At 59.2% G+C, this 19,762-nt stretch carries 12 protein-coding genes; 11 read left to right on the top strand and 1 reads right to left on the bottom strand.

Features of this window, described 5'->3' with window-relative positions; translation table 11 throughout:
* Positions 1-882: 882 nt before the first annotated feature.
* Positions 883-1,371 (top strand): DUF6323 family protein, encoded by a 489-nt coding sequence (locus IDH44_RS07215; protein WP_190916130.1) that lies wholly within the window; start codon positions 883-885, stop codon positions 1,369-1,371.
* Positions 1,353-2,786, top strand: coding sequence for a DUF6179 domain-containing protein (locus IDH44_RS07210; RefSeq protein WP_190916128.1), 1,434 nt, complete (start codon positions 1,353-1,355; stop codon positions 2,784-2,786). The genes IDH44_RS07215 and IDH44_RS07210 overlap by 19 nt, the downstream gene beginning before the upstream one ends.
* Before the next feature lie 962 nt (positions 2,787-3,748).
* Here the strand turns inward: IDH44_RS07210 and IDH44_RS07205 are convergent.
* The gene (locus tag IDH44_RS07205) at positions 3,749-3,961 is read right to left on the bottom strand and encodes a helix-turn-helix domain-containing protein (protein ID WP_127588942.1); all 213 of its coding nucleotides are present in this window, start codon (positions 3,959-3,961) and stop codon (positions 3,749-3,751) included.
* A gap of 164 nt (positions 3,962-4,125) precedes the next feature.
* On the opposite strand from IDH44_RS07205, the gene IDH44_RS07200 reads away from it, so the two are divergent.
* The 9 genes from IDH44_RS07200 (at position 4,126) to IDH44_RS07160 (ending at position 19,138) form a co-directional block, all read left to right on the top strand.
* Positions 4,126-4,305: an aspartyl-phosphate phosphatase Spo0E family protein gene (locus IDH44_RS07200; protein ID WP_190916126.1), complete on the top strand. Its 180-nt coding sequence runs from the start codon at positions 4,126-4,128 to the stop codon at positions 4,303-4,305.
* A gap of 132 nt (positions 4,306-4,437) precedes the next feature.
* Positions 4,438-4,779, top strand: a complete 342-nt coding sequence (locus tag IDH44_RS07195) for a DUF6075 family protein (protein ID WP_190916125.1) — start codon at positions 4,438-4,440, stop codon at positions 4,777-4,779.
* A gap of 37 nt (positions 4,780-4,816) precedes the next feature.
* Positions 4,817-5,002, top strand: a complete 186-nt coding sequence (locus IDH44_RS07190; RefSeq protein ID WP_190916123.1) for a hypothetical protein — start codon at positions 4,817-4,819, stop codon at positions 5,000-5,002.
* Positions 5,003-5,121: 119 nt separating this feature from the next.
* Complete coding sequence (locus tag IDH44_RS07185) at positions 5,122-6,795, top strand: recombinase family protein (protein ID WP_190916121.1); 1,674 nt, start codon at positions 5,122-5,124, stop codon at positions 6,793-6,795.
* Between the two features lie 24 nt (positions 6,796-6,819).
* Entirely contained in the window at positions 6,820-7,380 is a 561-nt protein-coding gene (locus IDH44_RS07180) for a hypothetical protein (protein WP_190916119.1), read from the top strand.
* Between the two features lie 105 nt (positions 7,381-7,485).
* Positions 7,486-8,745, top strand: a complete 1,260-nt coding sequence (locus IDH44_RS07175; protein ID WP_190916117.1) for a Mu transposase C-terminal domain-containing protein — start codon at positions 7,486-7,488, stop codon at positions 8,743-8,745.
* Positions 8,738-9,538 carry an ExeA family protein gene (locus IDH44_RS07170; protein ID WP_190916115.1) on the top strand — a complete coding sequence of 267 codons (801 nt, stop codon included), beginning with the start codon at positions 8,738-8,740 and terminating at the stop codon, positions 9,536-9,538. Before IDH44_RS07175 ends, IDH44_RS07170 begins: the two co-directional genes overlap by 8 nt.
* Positions 9,539-9,547: 9 nt before the next feature.
* A complete protein-coding gene (locus IDH44_RS07165) occupies positions 9,548-9,784 on the top strand; it encodes a DUF5348 domain-containing protein (RefSeq protein WP_190916114.1) in 237 nt (78 codons plus the stop codon).
* 558 nt (positions 9,785-10,342) lie between these two features.
* Complete coding sequence (locus IDH44_RS07160; RefSeq protein ID WP_190916112.1) at positions 10,343-19,138, top strand: GH36-type glycosyl hydrolase domain-containing protein; 8,796 nt, start codon at positions 10,343-10,345, stop codon at positions 19,136-19,138.
* Positions 19,139-19,762 lie beyond the last annotated feature (624 nt).

Genomic DNA, 19,762 nt, shown 5'->3' with positions numbered 1-19,762 from the left:
TGAGCCAAGTCTCCGGTGATGGGAGCCATGCCCAAAGTGAGCAAGTCAAGGCCGCGAAGCGTTCATTTTAGCCTTGACTTGCGACGCCCCACATCTTCACATTTTTAATCCTCCAGCAGATACTGCTGGAGCTGCCGCACGGCGCAGGGGGCGGGCTCCCTGCGTATCCCCTTCGGGGACGGAAGGGGATTTCTTTAACTGGCTCACCCTCCGGACAGGTGGCTCAAAAACGCCGGAGACGTGGCTCTCTCTCACCGGAACGATGGCTCAATTTGCTCCGGAGTATTCATGCGACTAACCCTCGCGTTGTGGTTTTTTGCAGATATGTGCTATTTTTGTCATCGGCGTTCTAATTCCTGAATACGCGCGTTCAGGGTGTTCACCTGCTCGGTGAGTTGACGGTTCTGCTCCATCAGCGCGGGGATGAACGTAGCCAACTCCTGAGGGGGAATTGAACAATCCGCTGAGTCAGAATTTGTATACGTATGTGAGCAACAATCCGGTGGTTTGTTTTTTACGAGGTAGATTTGAAAACATGGGAATCAGCAATAAATCGGCATGAAAGGCCACCTTCGAAAACAAACGGAGGTGGCCTTTCATATTACATCGCATTATGCCAATTTGACCTTGCAGGAATGCCCTGAACCTCTGCTGGTTGCCAGATTTAAAAAAACAAGTGGCATAAAAGGCACAACGAAATATCCGATCCGATTGACATGGATGGAAGCTTAGTATAAAATATCCTTGTAAAATTTATTTAATTATTATATCACAAATTACGATAAAAGTCAATGTTTTTTTTGGGTGGTTCAATGGATTTAAATTCCTCTTGCTAAGTGATTTTGAGCTTGGTTTGTAAAATAAGGAGAAGGTGAGAACTACATGTATTTGCCCCGCATTTTTCATTCTTTGAATTTATCCACGGAGGAACGATACAGAGCCGAGCTGCTGGAACTAAACGAAAAGACTAAGGATTTTGGTCTTGTGTTGACCCCGCAGGATATTGAATTGATGATGGCTGCAAGAACACAGGTTTTGAACAGTTACGGACGGGTGGAATTGAATATTGAGGTTACGAAAGGGATCATTGAGTTATTTTCCTCCTCTTCTTTTATTGAGCAAGAAAGCTATGCAGACACATTGAATGAACTGTACGAGATTTTCCATTATTTTAAAAATGAGACTGAGGACAGGGTTAGCGATAGGCAACTTCTGCACAAAATGAAGGAACTGTTCGAAGAGGACTGTGAGGGAGCTTTGGAACTGCTAAAGAGTAGGTTGGAGGAATACGTGGAGAATTTTCGGAGTGAATTAACCCAAAACGAGTCCTTGGATGAAGGAGAAGATGATCAATGGAATCTCAAAATATGAATGAAGGGCGCGAATTGGTTGCTCGGAGCAGCATGGATAAGTCCCGGCTGAACCGCAATAATTATGTAATTTCCTTGATGAATGAGGGCCAGCGGGCAGGACTGCTGAAAGGCGAAGAATTGATCCGTATTCAGAATGATTTCATGCAGATACTACAGGCATTAATCCAGCGCTATACGCAATGGGAAAGCACTTCTGTCGCCACGGAAACTGCGGAAAGCATTATGTCTTCAATTATATATGCCACGGACGCCTATTTATTCAGTTTGGAACAGCCTGAGAAGGCAATTCTAATCCTGAAAACGATTGACGTCCGCAAAATTTATGAAAAAGGTGTAGAGACAGTTAGTCAATGCTTTGAGGAGACGAAAAAATTATATAAGGAAATCAGTAGCAACAAGCTGGAGGTACCAGTCGATGCCTATAACACAACCATTGATGAATCCCTGCCTGTGTTTCTCCGGAAATACGAAATTATTTTCGAAGCCCATAATACAATGGCTAGTATTGATTATCCCTTGGCCATAGATGATATGAAACTGCAAGGTGTGTTCTATATTAAACAGTATATGGAGCGATTGAAACTGGAAAATGCTTTTTGCTCTATGTTTGATCGGCAAGCGATTTTGGGTGTGCTAACCCATTATGGAAGGGTGTGTCGTTTTGACTACCGAATCGAATTGTTTAATATTTTTGAATTGCTCCTGAACCAAGCGGTTTTTTCCATTTTGGCTGGTGGAGAGGCAAAACATATCAGGATTTCCGAAGGACAGTACCAGCGGTTGGCCCAGCAATTTATTAGCCTCACTAAATCAGGGATTCGCTCTGCTGTCTTTCATGCAGTTGAGAGGATTCAAAAAGATTTTGGAATTGGATTGCAACTTAAGACGTATATAGATGGATCCAAGGAGAACCTCGTTCAAAGAGTGACCAACGCAGCTAGGCACAACAGTCTGCGAAGCATAATTGTTACGGACAGGGAAGAGACTGTAAAAACCATTGTCATTTCCTTTAACGAAGAAGATACGATGAGCGATGTTCAATTAAGGTTGCTTCTAAATAAAATTATGAGTTGCGAACGAAAGGAAGAAAAAGTTGGTATTATCTTGGAACATTTTCATTCTTTCCGTGACTACCTCGATCTCTTGGAATCAGGATGCTTGTACGGAGAAGAGTACGGAGCTCTCTTTCAAGTATTCGGTGATATGGAGTTGGCTATTTTGGCGAAAGTTGTATTTTATGAAGGGCTGCGTACGGGAGTGAATTTGCCAAATATTTTGGAACTTAAGAATGATTACTCCATGGAGTGGGAGAGGCAATTCGTCGTCTTCTTGCGTGGAAGAGACAAGAACTGGCTGCGCGATATTGACGATTTACTGCAAGAAGTTGATTATGAACAGATAAACTTTCGTTGAGGGACATGTTTTGAGTACGGGGATTTAACAGAAACAAGAAGCTTCAACTGTGGCTCCTATAGTTAGAAGGGGCGCGATTGACTAACAAAATTATGATGCTGTAGCTTTTCTCGGAACGCAACGTTGCAGTTCATATCATGAAGTTCGACGACTGGGCAGTGAAGGCTGTTCCAGCGTAGGAATATCCCCGCGGGAACGAAATCGGCAATTAAAGAAGCCGCGAATCGGCTAATCCCCGCTTTTCCGCAGCATTACAAGAGGGAATCCTTTCGCACTATGATATAGGCTGTGCAATAGTATATGGAACTGATGTACAGAATAATTGGAAATTACCTGCTACCTAATCTGACACTGCCCGCACCAATCCGAATCGGAAAGTATGGCATGTTGAAAGACGTTTCTGAAGAATGAAAGAAAGGGCTCCGCGGAGGAATTGGTTTTGAGTGAACTCGTCTACAACTAAATGAGCATGGACGGAAACAGAAGGCCACGATCTTCCGCTTTCTCATGATCGAAACCGTAATGCTTTTTTGTTCTTACCCGCCTTTGCGATGCTCCGGTGCAGGCAGAAGAGCCGCAGGTATGGACTGTCCTTCTTTTTCCCGGCAGATGCCTTGAAAGTAACTCAGGACGCTGTCCGAAGCCGCAGCGAAGCCGCAGCAAGCACTGAATTTGGCTGGCCGCGAAATTCGCTTGTTAGGGGTGAGGCCCCTAATCCCCCTCTCACTAGCCGCGACTCATCGCTTCATTTATTCATCGCTGTCTGACTCTATTCAAAACCATCCCTATACCAACCATACGGTAAGATTCGATAACGTCACATCGTACATCGCCGGGGGCTTGGGGGCGCAGCCCTCAACAAGCGAATTTGGGAGACCAAATTCAGTGCTTGCTGCAATTTAGGACAGCGCCTAAATTGTCCAAAGAACACTTGCCGAGAACAATAGGAAGGGCTGCCGGAGTCAAGATCGTTTTTTCGCGCGGGGCGGGTAAGGCGTTTTTTGATCGGTGCGGCCAAGTAAATAATCGACACTGGTTTGATGGAAGTCGGCTAATGCGATTAAAAGCGCTGTCGGAATATCGAGCTTTCCTCGTTCGTAATCACTGTACGTCCGCTGTTTGCAATTCAGATGTGCGCATAGCTGCTCCTGTGATAAATCCTTATCTTCACGCATGTTTCGTATTCGTTCGTAGACCACAAGCACTCACCTCAGGATGAGTATAGTTCAGTGGATAATCCGCTATTTACTTTCAGTGTGTTATACACTAGAATTTTCTATACACGCCTTTACTCATGCCGGGGCGAGCCAGAACGATGTGGTCGGCGAAGGGGGACATCATGGTGAAAGGAGTCGAAGAACTGCTGGCGCGTATCGAAAGCGTTCGCCGGGAACTGAATGAGCAAGCCCTTCATGACAGTCTTCCAAGCCCGACGGTGCTTGAAAAATCCAGGGAACTCGATCGTCTGTTGAATGTGTATCAAGCGGTCAAAACGGGAGCGCGGCTCACGCAAGGCTGAGATCCCTGCTTTTTTTAAGGTAATCGGCACAGAGGTGTCCGATTTAGGCGCAAAAATGAAACGGTTAGTAGAGGGCTTTGTTTGAGGAAGCCCTCCGACTAACCGTTTTATTTTGGAGAGGAGAGCGAGAACATGAAGTCTCCCGTCTTTCGTGACGACCGGCATGAAGCTTTTTACTACCGGATGTTAGCCGAACGTCGTTGTACCGACAGCTACCATCGCGCTTTGTTTTACACGCTGGGACTGTCGAAGGACACCCGCGCCCATATTCAGGTATTGTTCGACTTTTCCGATGGCGGCATCAATCTTTGGAACGGCTGGAGCCAAGCGGGCGAGGAACGATATTCAACTCCGTATGAGCTGTTTGATTGCGAAGCTGCTCCCTACTTTTTTGAAGCGATACGGCTGCGTTATCCGGAATATGCTCACCAACTGACACCCGCCATCAAGCCTCACGTTGAACGCACGAGGTGAGCTGTGTTTGGGGGATTTACGGAAGGGAGAGATGCGGATGAACGAAGAGAAGCTTCCTTTGCCATCGGCTCAGGCAGACCGCGACCGCGATCCGATACACGAGATGCAGTTGGGGAAAAGCTTGTATATCGTGCAAGGTCACTTTATCGGCAATGAAACGCTCGGTGATAAAATTGAACGGCTTGTTTTGCGAACGTGGGAGGAAGAAGCGTTCAGAAGGTGATGAATCCGGAAGGGAATCCTCGCGATTCCCTTTTCTCATAGACGCGGGACACCCTACCTCAACCTTCCAAAATCCGGTATACTGAAATCAGCCGATTTGTTGCTGGGAAAGGACGGAGAATGAAGAAACAACAGCAAACCCGAACCGCGATTTACTGCCGTTTGAGCCGGGACGATGAACAGAGTGGCGAAAGCATGAGCATTGAAAATCAACGAATTTTGCTCCGGCGTTACGCGAAGGAGCAGGGCTTTGAAGTAGTTGAGGTGTACACGGACGATGGCTGGAGCGGCACCAATTTTGATCGCCCCGACTTCCAGCGAATGAAGCGGGATATTGAAAACGGCGGCATTAATATTGTGCTGGTGAAGGATTTGAGCCGTTTGGGCCGCAACCAGATCGAAACGAGCTTGTGCATTCAGGTGTTTTTCCCGGAGCATCAGGTACGCTTTATTGCCGTCAGCGAGAACATTGATACCGCAAAAGGCGAAGACGATTTCATGGAGCTGCGGAATCTGTTCAATGAATGGTTCGTTCGCGATACGAGCCGGAAGGTCAAGAGCGGTTATCGCCAGCGGGCGTTAAATGGCGATTACACGGGAGCCTTTGCCCCCTACGGCTATCGCAAGGACGAGCAGAACAAGCATAAGCTGGTTCCCGACGAACATACGGCCACGGTTGTGCAACGTATTTTCCGTTTGGCGGTGGAGGGTCACAGTCCCTTTAAAATCGGTAGACTGCTGCGGGCAGATTGTGTTCTCACTCCTCGCGCTTACTTGGCAGAGCAGCATCAGCGTTACCTGAAGGTCGTCAATACCCGGCATCCATATGATTGGGGCGCAACGACCGTCAAGGCCATTCTCCAGAACAAGGCGCATCTGGGGCACATGGTGAGCCATAAGGCAACCAAGCTCTCCTTCAAGAAAAAGCGGGTGGTCGCCGTGCCCGAGGAGGAATGGATTGAGGTTCAGAATACGCATGAGCCGCTGATTGACGAGGAAACCTTTGCTTTGGCGCAGAAGGTCATTCGGGTGAGGAAGCGACCGACCAAAGAGGGCGAGCATCAAATCTTCGCGGGATTGCTAAAATGCTCGACCTGCGGCCAAGGCTTGTCCTTCGCTCGCGGCGGCAGTAGCAAGAACAGCGGCGGTAAAGGCGGACGCGGAAGCTTCGCCTGCAATCAGTCGCGGACACGCGGCAAAGCGTATTGCAGCTTCCATTACATCAGCTATGTGGACATCTATGAGATTATATTGGCGGACATCCGACGACATGCGCAGACGGCCAGGGAGAAGGAACGCGCCTTTGCCGAAAAGCTTGCTACGGTGAGTCAGAACCAGCAGAAAAAGCAATGGAGCGCCGCTGTGAAAGAACGCCTCCGGTTAAACAGCCGGGAAAGCGAGTTGCAGACCATTCAGCGGAAACTGTATGAGGACAATGCTTTAGGGAGAATTACAGACGAGCAGTATGCGGCGTTGTCGCGAGATTTTACAGCAGAGCAAGCTCAATTGAAGGAGCGGCTCAAACTGCTGGATGATCAGCTTAACCAGGCTGAGAGCAAGCAGGAAAACACGACTCGATTTTTGGAACTGGTACGCGAGTACACGGATATGAAGGAATTAACAAAACCGATTTTGAATGAACTGATTGACAAGGTTGTTGTGTATGATGCTGAGAAGGTGGGCGGCAAACGCGTTGTGAATGGGCACATTGTTTCCGCAGGAAACAAGTGCGCATTTGCAGATTGGAATGGATTCCCGCTATTTTTCTCCCGGTGTAATTTGCTAAGCTTTTAGCAAATTACACCGGGAGAAAAGCGGATGATTTACTACCATCATTTTCTAACCGATTGTTCTGGTTATGCGGCGAGAGGGAGAAACAACGACTTCCCGGAGCTCCAATGCTGCCCCAACTGCCGGGCACGAAACCGTATGTTGCGTCACGGCTTCTATGAACGAAATGCGATTGACGCAGAAGCGACCTATCGCATCTCCATCTGCAGATTGCTATGCCCCGCCTACCACAAGAGCGTTTCCATCTTGCCGACCTTTCTGCTGCCTTACTTTCAGCACACATGGCGTACGATCCTGAACATGCTGCTCGCCTGGTGGATTTCTTGCCTGTGCGTTTGCAGCCGCCAGTTACGACGGTTTTACGAAAAACGAGGGTGGAAGAAACAAAACGAAATCGCCTTGTTCTTCCGTTCGGAAGGGGTGGAGGCGATTTTTCCGGAGAAGAAGGCGGAAAAAGCCATCTGCCTGTTTCAAATGATACAGGCGATGGAGGAGGCGACCTTCGTCCGCAGGTGGTGGCATCATCGGATAAACAGCTTTATGGCCGCAGTCAACTACCGTGGCGCTCGTGTGGCGCCAACGTTTTGACGGTTCCACAAACCTTTTTCCTCGCTTGTCCCGTGGACTTCGGTTATCCTGTCCCTAGCGGTTAGCCGGCTGGCCTGCCTATACCATTAGGAGGCGATGAACCCCATGGATGAAGTTTTGCGAGAAAAGATTGCCTTGTTTCGTTACGGCCTGATTGCGCCGCTGTTAAACGGACAAGTGGATCGTGTCACCTATTTGGCGGAGACGTCCGCCAAGCGACACCAGGTACCTGTTTATGGCGAGAAAACCTACGCTGCCAAAACGATTCTGGAATGGCTGCTGTTCTACCGACGTGAAGGCTTTGACGGCTTGAAGCCCGGAACACGCTCGGACCGAGGGAAATCCCGCACGCTGAGCGCAGAGATGCAGGATCACGTGCTGGCTTTGCGTAAGCAGTATGGCGGGATGCCGGTCACGGTCTTCTACGATTATTTGATTGGTCAGGGGCATCTCCTGCCCGGACAGATTTCGTACGCCACCCTTCATCGCTTCCTGCGCCTGCACGGCCTGCTTCAGGGCGAACGTGCACCGGAGGCGGAGCGCAAACGCTTTGCTCACGATACGGTCAACAGGCTCTGGCAAACAGACGCGAGCGAAGGGCCCCGGCTAAAGATCGACGGCAAAACGGTTCGCACACATTTAATTGCGTTTATTGACGACTGCTCTCGGCTTGTCCCCTTTGCCCAATTCGTGCTCACGGAGAAGTTTGAAGGCCTGCGCCTCGTGATGAAGGAAGCGCTGCTCCGGCGAGGGATTCCGACTTTACTGTATACGGACAATGGAAAGATCTTTCGTTCGGACAGCCTGCAGTTTGCCTGCGCTTCGCTCGGGATTCAGCTCCTGCATACCCGTCATTTCGATCCGCGTGCGAAAGGCAAAATTGAACGTTATTTTCTGACCTGCAAAACCCGCTTTTATACGCTGCTGGAAGCAGAGCCCGCCACCTCCCTTGCGGAGCTCAACGAACGCTTCTGGCGGTGGCTGGAGGCCGATTACCATCGGAAGCCGCATGCTGCGCTGGACGGCAAAATGCCGCTGGAGGTCTATCTGTCCCAGATCGATCAGGTGCGTACCGTTACCGACCCCAAGCTGCTCGATACCCTCTTTCTGCGGAGAGCCACGCGCACCGTCAAGCAGGACGCCACCTTCTCGCTGGAGAACCGGCTCTATGAGTTGCCCGAAGCCTATGCCGGACGAAAGATCGAGATTCGCTTTGACGAGCATCGCGTGCATGTGTACGAGGAAGGCAAGGCGGTCGCGGAGGCGAAGCTCGTGCGCTTCGCGGATAACGCCTATGTCAAACGCAACCGGCCGCCGCTGTCGTTTAAAGAGCTGCAAGCGCAAGGCGGTGATTCGGATGTATAAAGCCTTCTACTCATTGGCCGCTACGCCTTTTGCCAAAGAAGTGACGTCCGAGCAGGCGTATGCGTCGAGCGCCTTTCAAGAGACGAGCGCCGCGCTGGCCTACTTGAAGCAAACCCGGGGGATGGGCATGGTGGTGGGCGAACCCGGCGCAGGCAAGACCTATGCCTTGCGGGTGTTTAGCGACGGGTTGAACAAAGCGCTCTACAAGGTCGTCTATTTCCCGCTTTCAACCGGCTCGGTCAATGACTTTTACCGTGGTCTGGCCTTTGGATTGGGGGAAGAACCCAAGACGCGCAAGGTGGATCTGTTCCGTCAAATTCAGCAGGCGGTCACCGCGTCGTTTCATGAACGCAAGGTGACCCCGGTTTTTATTCTCGATGAAATGCAAATGGCCAAGGATGTGTTCCTCAGCGATTTGAACGTGCTTTTCAATTTTGTGATGGACTCGTCCAATCCTTATGTCTTGCTGCTTTGCGGGTTGCCTTATTTGCGCGACAGACTCACGCTTAACCATAACCGCCCCTTGGCACAGCGCCTTCTGCTGTGCCACCAGGTTGACGCCTTGAGCAAGGAAGAAGTAAAGGGCTATGTGGAGCACCACATGGGGCTGGCCGGTGCGAAGCACCCGGTCTTCGGGGAAGCGGCCATGGAAGCGCTGGCCGTCTGCAGCAAGGGCTATCCCCGTTTAATTAACAAACTGGCGGTTCGCGCCCTTCTGCTCGGCTTTCAGCGCAAAGCCGAGCAGATTGACGCCGACATCATCCGGGCCGTCACGCTTGAACACGGGTTTTGAGGTCTGACCATGACGAACCCCTACCGTGAAGGCTGGTTGTTGTTCAATTCCGCCAGTGAACGCTGGGAAATTCGGGAGGCTTACGACCATCCACAATCCGTCCATTGCGGAGAATCTTTCGACTTGCAGATAGGCACCGTCTTTCTAACCTGCCGAGTCGAAATGGACGCGGAGTGGTACGTGATAGTCCAGAACACCAGCTTCTACCTGCATCCGGGTTTCCGCTACCGGATTCGGGTGAGATGAATGGAGTATACCTCGGTCTTGTCTATCCGACAAGCCCCTTTGGCAGCCAGCTAACCGCTGGCTGCATTTTTATGGAAGCAGCAGGGTGGGAAAACAGCCGCTAGAATGTGAAAATATGGCCCCTTGGCTGCCGGATTATGCTGCTTATCTCTGCCAAATCCCCTTGTTTTTTTGCCCCTTTAATTTGCTAAAACGCTGCCGGGATAATGTGCAAATTCACAGGAGGGGCTGGTGCTACCAGTCCTTTACTCTACAGAGCTGCCGCCCGGATTGACACCACCTGCGCCTGCCGCTCCGCCCGGCTTCCGGCCCCCCTGATCTTTCCGCACCCGCACCCGCCCGCTTCGTCTGGAATTGCGTCGCAATCTAGGCTACTTCATCTACCAATAGGATCGAGGGCTATCCACGTCGAGCCCTGTAAGTTCAACGTTGTTTTCCCGCAGGCTCATAATTTGAAGCAAATATGGACATGTTTAAATTGTTACCCTTTTCCAAGTCTGCGCATAAGCGCACGGGAGCAACAGCATGTACCTACTTCAAATTATACGGGAGAATCGAATGATCCTAAATCAAGAACAACTCAAAGAAGAAGCTCGCAAACTGGCATTAACGCACGACCCCTATATGCGTCGCCGCCCTTCGACGCGGCTGTGGCGCGCCATCGAAGCGGATATCGACGAGCTCCGCGCCTTCGTGGAGGAGCTGCGCAGCGAGAGCGTGCCGTGCACGCAGCCGGCCGAGGAATGGCTGCTGGACCATTCGGAATTCCTGGAAGAGCAGGCGCTGATCGTGCTCGACCCCGACACGCGCCGCGCGCTGAAGGCGCTGCCGCAGCTGCGCGGCAGCGGCGAGGCGCGCGTGCTGGCGTTGTGCGGCCACTTCCTGAAGGAGAATGACGGTACGCTGGACGAGGAGATGCTGCAGGCGCTGCTCGGCGCGTACCAAGAGGTATCGCTGCTGACCCTGGCCGAAGCGTGGGCGGTGCCGCAGGTGCTGCGGCTGGCGATTATCCGTCAGCTCGCCGAAGCGATGCGGCTGCTGCGCGAGCGCCGCGACATCTGTCGGCGCGTCGAGCGCGCGCTGACCGCCGCCAAGCCGGCCGAGCTCGCGCCGGAAGCGATGGAGTGGATGCTCGCCGAGGCCGGTCTCGAGCTGCCGCTGTCCGGGCCAGTCGTCGTGCATCTCATCAAGCATCTGCGGGAATGGTCCGGCGAATCGGCGGCGGTCCGCGAATGGCTGAAAAACAAGCTGGAGAACGGACAAGACAGCCTCGACAAAATTATCACTTACGAATATCAGCTGCAGGCGGACTACCAGGTGCGCACCGGCAATCTGATCGGCAGTCTGCGCAAGCTGAGCCGCCTGTCGTGGCTGGAAGCATTCGAACGCATCAGTCTCGTCGAGCGGACGCTGCGGCGCGAGCGTACGGGCGACTACGCCAAGCTCGATCTGGCCAGTCGCAATACGCTGCGCGCGCGGGTAGAGCGGCTCTCGCGGCGGCTGCGCGTGCCGGAGAGTCTGGTCGCACGAGCGGCGGTCGAGCTGGCCGACCAGGCTGGCGAAGAGACAGCGGCCCGACTCGGGGCGGCACAGCCTGCGTCGCTCGGGGCGCCGGCCGGCGCCGCCGACCGCTCAGGAGCAGAGACCGGAAGCGCCGCGCACCCCGGCGCAGACGAGCAGACCGCTCATACGCCCGGCTCGGCAGCGCAAGCGGTCCAGGCCTCGGGCGTACCCACTTCGGGCGCGCCTTCCGCTCAGGTCTCGGCCGTAGCGCGCCAGTCGGACCAAGAAGCCGTGTTGCCGCCGCGCCGAGCTTTTTTTGCCTATTATCTGCTGGAAGGAGACGGGCTTCGCGCGCTGCAGCGCAAGCTGCGGGCCTACAGCCATCCGCGCGCGCTCCCGGAGAGCGTCGTCAAGCGCCGCGCCGGGAGCATGTACGCCCGCCTGCTGGCGGTGCTGAGCGCCGCGGCGCTTGTGCTGCTGGCGCTGCTCGTCGGCAGCGGGGGCGGTCTGGGCTGGCCGCAATGGATCGGCATCGGCGCACTGCTGCTCCTGCCTGCGCTGGAGTGGGCGGTCACGGGCGCGCATCTGCTGATCCGCGGCGTCACGACGCCGCAGCCGCTGCTGCGCTACGACTTCTCCGCGGCGGTGCCGCCGGAGGCGACGACGCTGGTCGTCGTCCCGGTCATCTGGTCCACGGCGCGGGAGGTGCAGGAGCTGACCGAGCGTCTGGAGCTGCATTATCTGGCGACGCGCGACCCGCAGGTGCACTTCGCGCTGCTGGGCGATTATGCGGACGCCGATCATGCGCGCATGACCTCCGACGAGGTGCTGATGGACGAGGCGCGCCTCGGCATCGAGCGGCTCAATGCACGCTATCCCGGCCGGCCGTTTCACCTGCTGCAGCGGCGCCGCGAATGGAACGAGGCGGAGGGTGTGTGGATGGGCTGGGAGCGCAAGCGGGGCAAGCTGGTGGAGCTGGCGGAGCTGCTGCAGGGCGGGAGCGCTACGACGTTCGAGACGATCGTGGGCGAGCGCTCGCTCTATCCGCAGGTCCGCTATGTGCTGACGCTCGATGCGGACACGGCGCTGCCGCTGGGCAGCGCGCAGCGGATGATCGGCACGATCCATCTGCCTTACAATCGGCCGCGGCTCAATGCCGCCGGAACTCGGGTCGTCGAGGGCTACGGCGTCCTGCAGCCGCGCATCGGGATGAGTTACGAGTCGGTGATGCGATCCCGCCTGGCCTGGCTCGTCTCCAGCGCGCCGGGCATCGATCCGTATGCGTTCGCGGTATCCGATCCGTATCAGGACGGCCTGGGGGAGGGCATCTTTACCGGCAAGGGCATTTTCGAAGCGACGAGCTTTCACCGCGTGCTCGGCGAGCGCATACCGGACAATCGCGTGCTCAGCCACGACCTGCTCGAGGGCGGCTTCCTGCGGGCCGGACTGCTGTCGGATATCGAGCTGATCGACGGCCAGCCCGCGACCTTCTACGCGACGCAGCAGCGCCAGCACCGCTGGGTGCGCGGCGACTGGCAGCTGCTGCCGTGGCTGCTCCCGGCGGTCCGCGACCGCCGCGGCCAGCGCAGCGCGGTCGATCTGTCGGCGCTGACGCGCTGGCAGATCGTGGACAACCTGCGGCGCAGTCTGATGGCGCCGCTCTATGCGGCGCTGCTGCTGCTCGCCTACGCCGGGTTGCCCGGTCGGCCGGGTCTGTGGCTGGCCGCCGTGCTGGCGACGCTCGGCCTGCCGGTGCTGCTGCAGCTGCTGCATCCGCGCGGCTGGCGCCAGCAGGCCAAGGGACTGCGCACGGCAGCCGGTCAGACGGCGGTGACGCTGGCGGCGCTGCCGTACCAGACCTTTATGCTGCTTGACGCGATCGGCCGCACGCTTTACCGGTTGCTCGTCTCGCGGCGCCATCTGCTGGAGTGGGTCAGCTCGGCCGAGCAGGAGCGCCGCCAGCAGTCCGGCGCCAAGCCGGTCTTTTGGGGTCTGGCCGGCGGCTGGCTCTTCATCGCGGCCTTCGTCATCGCCGTGGCGGCGAGTGGTGCGGCGCCGGGCGAGTTCGCCGCAGGATTGGCTCTGGCTGCCTTGTGGGCGGCTGCCCCTCTGCTCGTTCGGGCGTTGGAGCGCCCGGTCGCCGCTGCGTCCACGCCGGCGGAGGACGGGCCGCTGCACGGCCTGGCGCGGGAGATTTGGGCGTTTTTCGACGACTTCGTGACCGCGCGCGAGCACTGGCTGCCGCCGGACAACGTGCAGTTCGATCCGCCGGTCGGCATCGCGCACCGCACCTCGCCGACGAATATCGGGCTCTATCTGACCGCGGTCGTGGCGGCCCGCGACTTTGACTTCATCGATACGACGGCGATGATCGAGCGGCTGGAGCGGACGCTCGACACGCTTGATCGGCTGGACAAGTGGGAGGGCCACCTGTACAACTGGTACGATACGACGACGCTGCGCCCGCTGCAGCCGATCTACGTCTCGACCGTCGATTCCGGCAATCTCGTTGGCGCGCTCGTTGCCGCCAAGGAAGGCGTGGCGGAATGGATCGGCCGCGATCTGAACGCGCCGCTTCGGCCGCAGGGCGGGCCGTATACGCAGGAGGAGCTGAATGTTGCTTTTGCCGAGGAGCTGGCGCCGGACCGGGGCGCGCTGGCGGGCGCGTCCGCGCCTGCCGAGCGGCGCGGCGGAGCGGGCTGGGACAAGCGCGGCCAGCGGCTCGTGCAGCGCATGGAGCGCCTGATCGAAGCGACGGACTTCCGTCCGCTCTACGACGCCGATGCCAAGCTGCTCGCGCTCGGCTACCATGTGCAGCGGCATGAGCGCGACCAAGTGCTCTACGATCTGATGGCCTCGGAGGCGCGTCAGGCCAGCTTCGTCGCCATCGCGCTCGGTCAGGTGTCGGTCTCGCACTGGAATGTGCTGGGGCGCACGATGACGCGCGCCGCCGGGCGGCCGGCGCTGCTGTCGTGGTCGGGCACGATGTTCGAATACTTGATGCCGTCCCTGCTGATGCGCACCTATCGCAGCAGCGTGTGGGACAGCACCAACCGTGCGGTCGTCGAGCGGCAGCTCGAGTATGCGCGCCAGTGCGGGGTGCCGCTCGGCGTATCGGAGTCGGGCTATTACGCCTTCGACCATCAGATGAATTATCAGTATCAGGCGTTCGGCGTGCCGGGGCTGGGCTTCAAGCGCGGCCTCGAGCGCGATCTCGTCGTCTCGCCGTATGCCACCATCCTCGCCCTGCCGTATGCGCGGCGAGCGGCGGAGCAGGCGCTCGAGGAGCTGCAGCGCCTTGGCGCGCGCGGCAAGTACGGCTTCTACGAAGCGGTGGACTATACGCCGGAGCGCCTGCCCGGCAGCCAGCGCTACGCCGTGGTGCAGAGCTTCATGGCCCATCACCAGGGCATGAGCCTGCTGACACTGGCCAATCTGCTGGGAGGCGACGTCATGATCGAGCGATTCCATCGCGACAAGCGGGTGCGCGCCGCCGAGCTGCTGCTCCAAGAGCGGCTGCCGGAGCGGCCGAAGCTGATTCGTCATCCGGCGATGACGCGGACGCACGGCATCCCGGCCCGGCCGGAGCACGCCGACGGGGCGCGCACGTTCATCGGCGGCGTGCCGCGCCTGCCCGAGGTGGCGCTGCTCTCGGGCGGCAGTCTGACGGCGGGCGTCACCGCGACGGGCGGCGGCTTCCTGCGGCTCGGCACGGCTTCGGTCACGCGCTGGCGCGCCGACGCGGCCACTGAAGCATGGGGCAGCTGTCTCTACATCCGCGATGTCTCGGCCGACGCCGTCTGGTCGCCGACCCCCTATCCGTGCGGCGCCGCGTCTGCAGAGCTGGAGGTGCGGTTCACGCAGGATCAGGCGGTGTTCACGGATCGCCGCGAGGCGACCGAGACGGAGCTGGCCGTCGTCGTCTCGCCGGAGGCCAGCGCCGAGGTGCGGCGGTTGACGCTGACCAATACGAGCGGCGTAGCCAAAATTTACGAGGTGACGACGTACGTGGAGCCGGCGCTGGCCGAGGCGATGGCCGACGATGCGCATCCGGCGTTCAGCAAGCTGTTCATCAAGACGTCTTACGACGAGCAGGCGCAGTGTCTGCTGGCGCACCGACGGCCGCGTCAGAGCGGGGACGAGGTGATGAGCGCGGCCCATGCGCTGCTGCTGCCGGAGGACCCCGGCGCGGCGCTCGAATTCGAGACCGATCGCGCCGCCTTCATCGGCCGCGGCCGCACGCTCGCCGAGCCGCAAGCGCTGCGCGCGCCGCTGCAGGGCCGGACCGGCTCGGTCGCCGACCCGGCGCTCGTCGTCCGCCGGCGCTTCAGCATCGAGCCGGGGCAGCGCGCCGTGCTGTACGCCGTGACGGCCGCGAGCTACGACGTCGCCGAGCCGGCGGCGATCATTCGCCGATTGAGCGGCGCGGCGGCTCTGGGACGCGTATTCGAGCTCGCCTGGAATCGGGGCCAGATCGAGCTCCGTCATTTGGGCGTGACCGCGCGCGACGCGGCGATGTTCCAGACGCTCGGCGCCCAGGTGCTGTATGCGCCGCCGCTGTCCGAGGCGCGGATCGAAGCGATTCGCCGCAATACGCTTGGCCAGAGCGCGCTCTGGCCGCACGGTCTGTCCGGCGACCGGCCGATCGTGCTCGTTCGCGTCGCCGGACGCGGCGGGCTGCCGCTGGTCGCCAAGCTGCTCGTCGGACACGAATATTTGCGGCGCATGGGGGTGCCTTTTGATCTCGTGCTGCTCAATGAATCCAGGGAAGGCTACCAGCAGGCGATGCAGGAAACGCTGCAGCGCGCCGTCGATCACGAGGTCGACCGCTACGGCGCCGCGCCGGAGGGTGTCCGCGTACTGGCGGCTCAGGCGCTGTCGGAGGAAGAGCGCACCCTGCTGACGGCTGTCGCCTGCCTCGTGCTGCGGGCCGGCGCGTCGAGCCTGCGCGCCCAGCTGCGCTGGCACGGAACCGATAATACGAGCCTGCCCGAGCCGCTCGGGCCGAGCAGGCAGCCGTCGCCGCCGCGGGCACCGGGGACAACAGAGGCAACCGAGGCAACAAGGGCAGCAGCGGTTGCAGAGTCAGAGACAACAGATGCATCAGAGGCGCTAGAGACACCAAATGCCGCAAGAGCTGCGGAGCCAGCCGCTCATCGTCCCGCAATGTCAAGTCCCGCCGCGCCCGCGGCTGCGCCGAATCAGGCGGACGAGGCCCGCGCAGCGCGGCCGGAGTCTGCTGCAGCGCCGCGCTCGGCGGCGGAGGAGCTGCTGTATGACAACGGCTGGGGCGGCTTCACCAGGGACGGACGCGCTTATCGGATGACGATCGAGCACGGCCGCGAGCTGCCTGCTCCGTGGAGCAATGTGATGGCCAATCCGGCGTTTGGCACGCTCGTCACCGAGCTCGGCACCGGGTATACGTGGTGGCGCAACAGCCGCGAGTGCAAGCTCACTTCCTGGTCCAATGACCCGGTGCTCGATCCGCCGTCGGAGAAATGCTACCTGCGCGACGAGCGGGACGGAGTCGTCTGGGATACGGCGGCGACATCGGGGGCAGGCGAAGCGGTGCAGGTGACACACGGACGCGGCTATTCCGGCTTCGTCCGCGATTACGCCGGCATTCGCTCGGAGCAGACGGTGTTCGTGCCTTGGCGCGACCCGGTCAAGCTCGTGCGGCTCAAGCTGACCAACACGGGCCGCACGCGCCGTGAGCTGTCCGTCACCTACTATGCCGAATGGGTGCTCGGCGTCAGTCGCTACGGCAACGGTCCGCTAATCGAGACCGACTGGGACGGACAGGCGGGGCTACTGCTCGCCGTCAACCGCTACCAGGAGACGTTCCGCGAGGCGCATGCGTTCCTCGGCATCTTCGCGGACGCGGAGGAAGGGGCCGGGGCGGCGCGATCATCGGCGTCGGCGACGGAGCGGACGGAGCCAGGCGGCACGGCATCTGAGACGCCGGTCGGGGCATCGGCAGCGTCATCGAATTCGTCGCCCGATTCGAGCGACTCGTCGGAGCACGCCGAATTGACATGGACCGGCGACCGCGTCGAATTCATCGGGCGCGGCGGTACGGTGCATCGTCCGGCGGCGCTGCAGCGCACGGCGCTGTCGGGCCGCACCGGCGTCTACGGCGACGCCTGCGGCGCGGTGCAGCGCCGGATCGTCCTGGAGCCGGGTGAGACACGCACGGTGAACATCCTGCTCGGCTGCGCCGCCGACCGGGCGCAGGCGGCCGAGCTGGCCGGCCGGTACCGGAGCGCGGCAGCGGCGCAAGCCGCGCTGGCAGAGGTGCGAGCGGAATGGGAGGCGCTGCTCGGTCAGGTCGTCGTCGAGACGCCGGCCAAGGAGATGGATCTGCTCATGAACGGCTGGCTGCTGTATCAGTCGCTGGCCTGCCGCATGTGGGCCCGCACCGCCTTCTACCAGGCGGGCGGCGCCTATGGTTATCGCGATCAGCTGCAGGATGCGCAGTCGATGCTGCACGCATACCCCGAGCTGACGCGTCGCCAGATCCTGCTGCACGCGGCGCATCAATACGTGGAGGGCGATGTGCAGCACTGGTGGCACGAGGAGACGGCGCGCGGCATCCGCACGCAATTTTCCGATGATCTGCTGTGGCTGCCCTATACCGTCTCGCGGTATGTGGAGCACACCGGCGACGCCGGCGTGCTGGACGAGTCGGCGCCGTATCTGACGAGTGCGCCGCTGGCGGCGGGCGAGCACGAGCGCTACGAGGCGACGGTGCAGGCGGATGAGCGCGGGACGGTGTATGCGCACTGTCTGCGCGCGATCGATCTGGCGCTGTCGCGGATCGGCGAGCATGGCCTGCCGCTGATCGGCATCGGCGACTGGAACGACGGCATGAACCATGTCGGCTCCGAGGGCCGGGGCGAGAGCGTCTGGCTAGGCTGGTTCCTCAGCGATGTGCTGACGCGCTTCGAGCCGATCTGCCGCGCGCAGGGCGAGTCCGAGCGCGCCGCGCGCTACGAAGCGGCACGCGGCGCGCTGGCCGAGGCGCTCGACGCGCACGGCTGGGACGGCCACTGGTACCGGCGCGCCTTCACGGACGCGGGCGATTGGCTGGGCACGATGGCGGGCGAGGAATGCCGCATCGACGCGATCGCGCAGTCCTGGTCGGTCCTCTCCGGAGCCGGCGCGCCGGATAAGACGATGCGCGCGATGGAGGCGTTCGACCGCGAGCTCGTCGACCGCGAGCTCTCCATTGCGCGGCTGCTGACGCCGCCGTTCGAGCATTCCGAGCCGAGTCCCGGCTATATCCAGGGCTATCCGCCGGGCATTCGCGAGAACGGAGCCCAGTACACGCACGGCGTTCTCTGGGGCATCGCCGCCTGGGCCAAGCTCGGGCGCGGGGACAAAGCCTTCGAGCTGCTGCGCCTCCTCAGCCCGATCACGCATACCCGTACGCCCGGCGAGGTGCGGCGCTACGTCGGCGAGCCGTACGTGATGGCCGCCGACGTCTATACCGCGCCGCCGCACAAGGGGCATGCCGGGTGGACGTGGTACACCGGCGCGGCCGGCTGGATGTACCAGGTCGGCCTGGAGTCGGTGCTCGGCATCCGCCGCCGCGGCGATCGGCTGCTCGTGCAGCCCTGCATTCCGGCGGATTGGCCGGGCTATACCGTGACGTATCGATACGGCCGGACACGGTACCGCATCGAGGCAGCCAATGGGTCCGGCACCGGCGTCGGCGTCAGCCGCATCCTGCTGGACGGTCGGGAGCTGCCTGCGGCGGAGCCCGACCTGCACGTCCACAGCGCGGCTCCGATTGCCGCCATTCCGCTGGTCGACGACGGCGGGGCGCATATCGTAGAGCTGACGATCTGAGCAGCTGTGGATGGCGTCGCGTCGCTTGGGGCGGCGCAGCGGTCCCGCGACTGCGAGCTTCGGGATGGAAGTTGCGCGCGAAAAACGATGCGCAGGCCGAGCCCCCCATTCCGAGACACCACCGAAGGCAAGCCGCAGATCGTCCAGAGCACCGCGCGCAGCATGTTGGCGCGCGGTGCTCTGGCGTATGGGGCGGGGCTGGATAGCAAGTAGCACGAAAAGCGGTCGGCTGCATGCACATCACGCAGTATAATATGCAGTCGTCTGAAGCACATCCCGTATCCAGTTGCTTGTTCGAGAGACGGGAGCAGCCATGGTGAGCAGCTCTAACGGACACCAGCGATCTCCCATGTCCGTTAGAGCGGGCCGGTCGCAGGCCGTACTGTCGCGAAGCATCCTTCGCTTGACCGGCCCATTCAATCGTCGCGCTTCGAGACACAGTGTCGGGTTTTCATTCGAATTCATTGGCAACCTCTGTCCCGGACGCCGGACCCCCGGACGCCAAACGCCTGACCCCCGGACGCCGGACCATGCCTCCTGCAGCCCCCCGGCGGGCGGAGTCTCGCTGGATTGCGGCGGTCGGTCGAGCGCAGGCTATGAGCGGCGAAGTCGCAGGCATGCCGG

Origin of the sequence: Paenibacillus sabuli (genome assembly GCF_014705605.1) — a bacterium.
Lineage (GTDB): Bacteria > Bacillota > Bacilli > Paenibacillales > Paenibacillaceae > Paenibacillus_D > Paenibacillus_D sabuli.
This window is presented reverse-complemented; position numbering and strand designations above follow the sequence as displayed.

Bases quoted from the DNA above. Each gene is read 5' to 3' on its own strand.
- IDH44_RS07175 (WP_190916117.1), top strand. From the start codon at position 7,486: ATGGATGAAGTTTTGCGAGAAAAGATTGCCTTGTTTCGTTACGGCCTG.
- IDH44_RS07195 (WP_190916125.1), top strand. From the start codon at position 4,438: ATGAAGTCTCCCGTCTTTCGTGACGACCGGCATGAAGCTTTTTACTAC.
- IDH44_RS07170 (WP_190916115.1), top strand. From the start codon at position 8,738: ATGTATAAAGCCTTCTACTCATTGGCCGCTACGCCTTTTGCCAAAGAA.
- IDH44_RS07180 (WP_190916119.1), top strand. From the start codon at position 6,820: ATGATTTACTACCATCATTTTCTAACCGATTGTTCTGGTTATGCGGCG.
- IDH44_RS07165 (WP_190916114.1), top strand. From the start codon at position 9,548: ATGACGAACCCCTACCGTGAAGGCTGGTTGTTGTTCAATTCCGCCAGT.
- IDH44_RS07215 (WP_190916130.1), top strand. From the start codon at position 883: ATGTATTTGCCCCGCATTTTTCATTCTTTGAATTTATCCACGGAGGAA.
- IDH44_RS07190 (WP_190916123.1), top strand. From the start codon at position 4,817: ATGAACGAAGAGAAGCTTCCTTTGCCATCGGCTCAGGCAGACCGCGAC.
- IDH44_RS07200 (WP_190916126.1), top strand. From the start codon at position 4,126: ATGGTGAAAGGAGTCGAAGAACTGCTGGCGCGTATCGAAAGCGTTCGC.
- IDH44_RS07210 (WP_190916128.1), top strand. From the start codon at position 1,353: ATGGAATCTCAAAATATGAATGAAGGGCGCGAATTGGTTGCTCGGAGC.
- IDH44_RS07185 (WP_190916121.1), top strand. From the start codon at position 5,122: ATGAAGAAACAACAGCAAACCCGAACCGCGATTTACTGCCGTTTGAGC.
- IDH44_RS07160 (WP_190916112.1), top strand. From the start codon at position 10,343: ATGATCCTAAATCAAGAACAACTCAAAGAAGAAGCTCGCAAACTGGCA.
- IDH44_RS07205 (WP_127588942.1), bottom strand. From the start codon at position 3,961: ATGCGTGAAGATAAGGATTTATCACAGGAGCAGCTATGCGCACATCTG.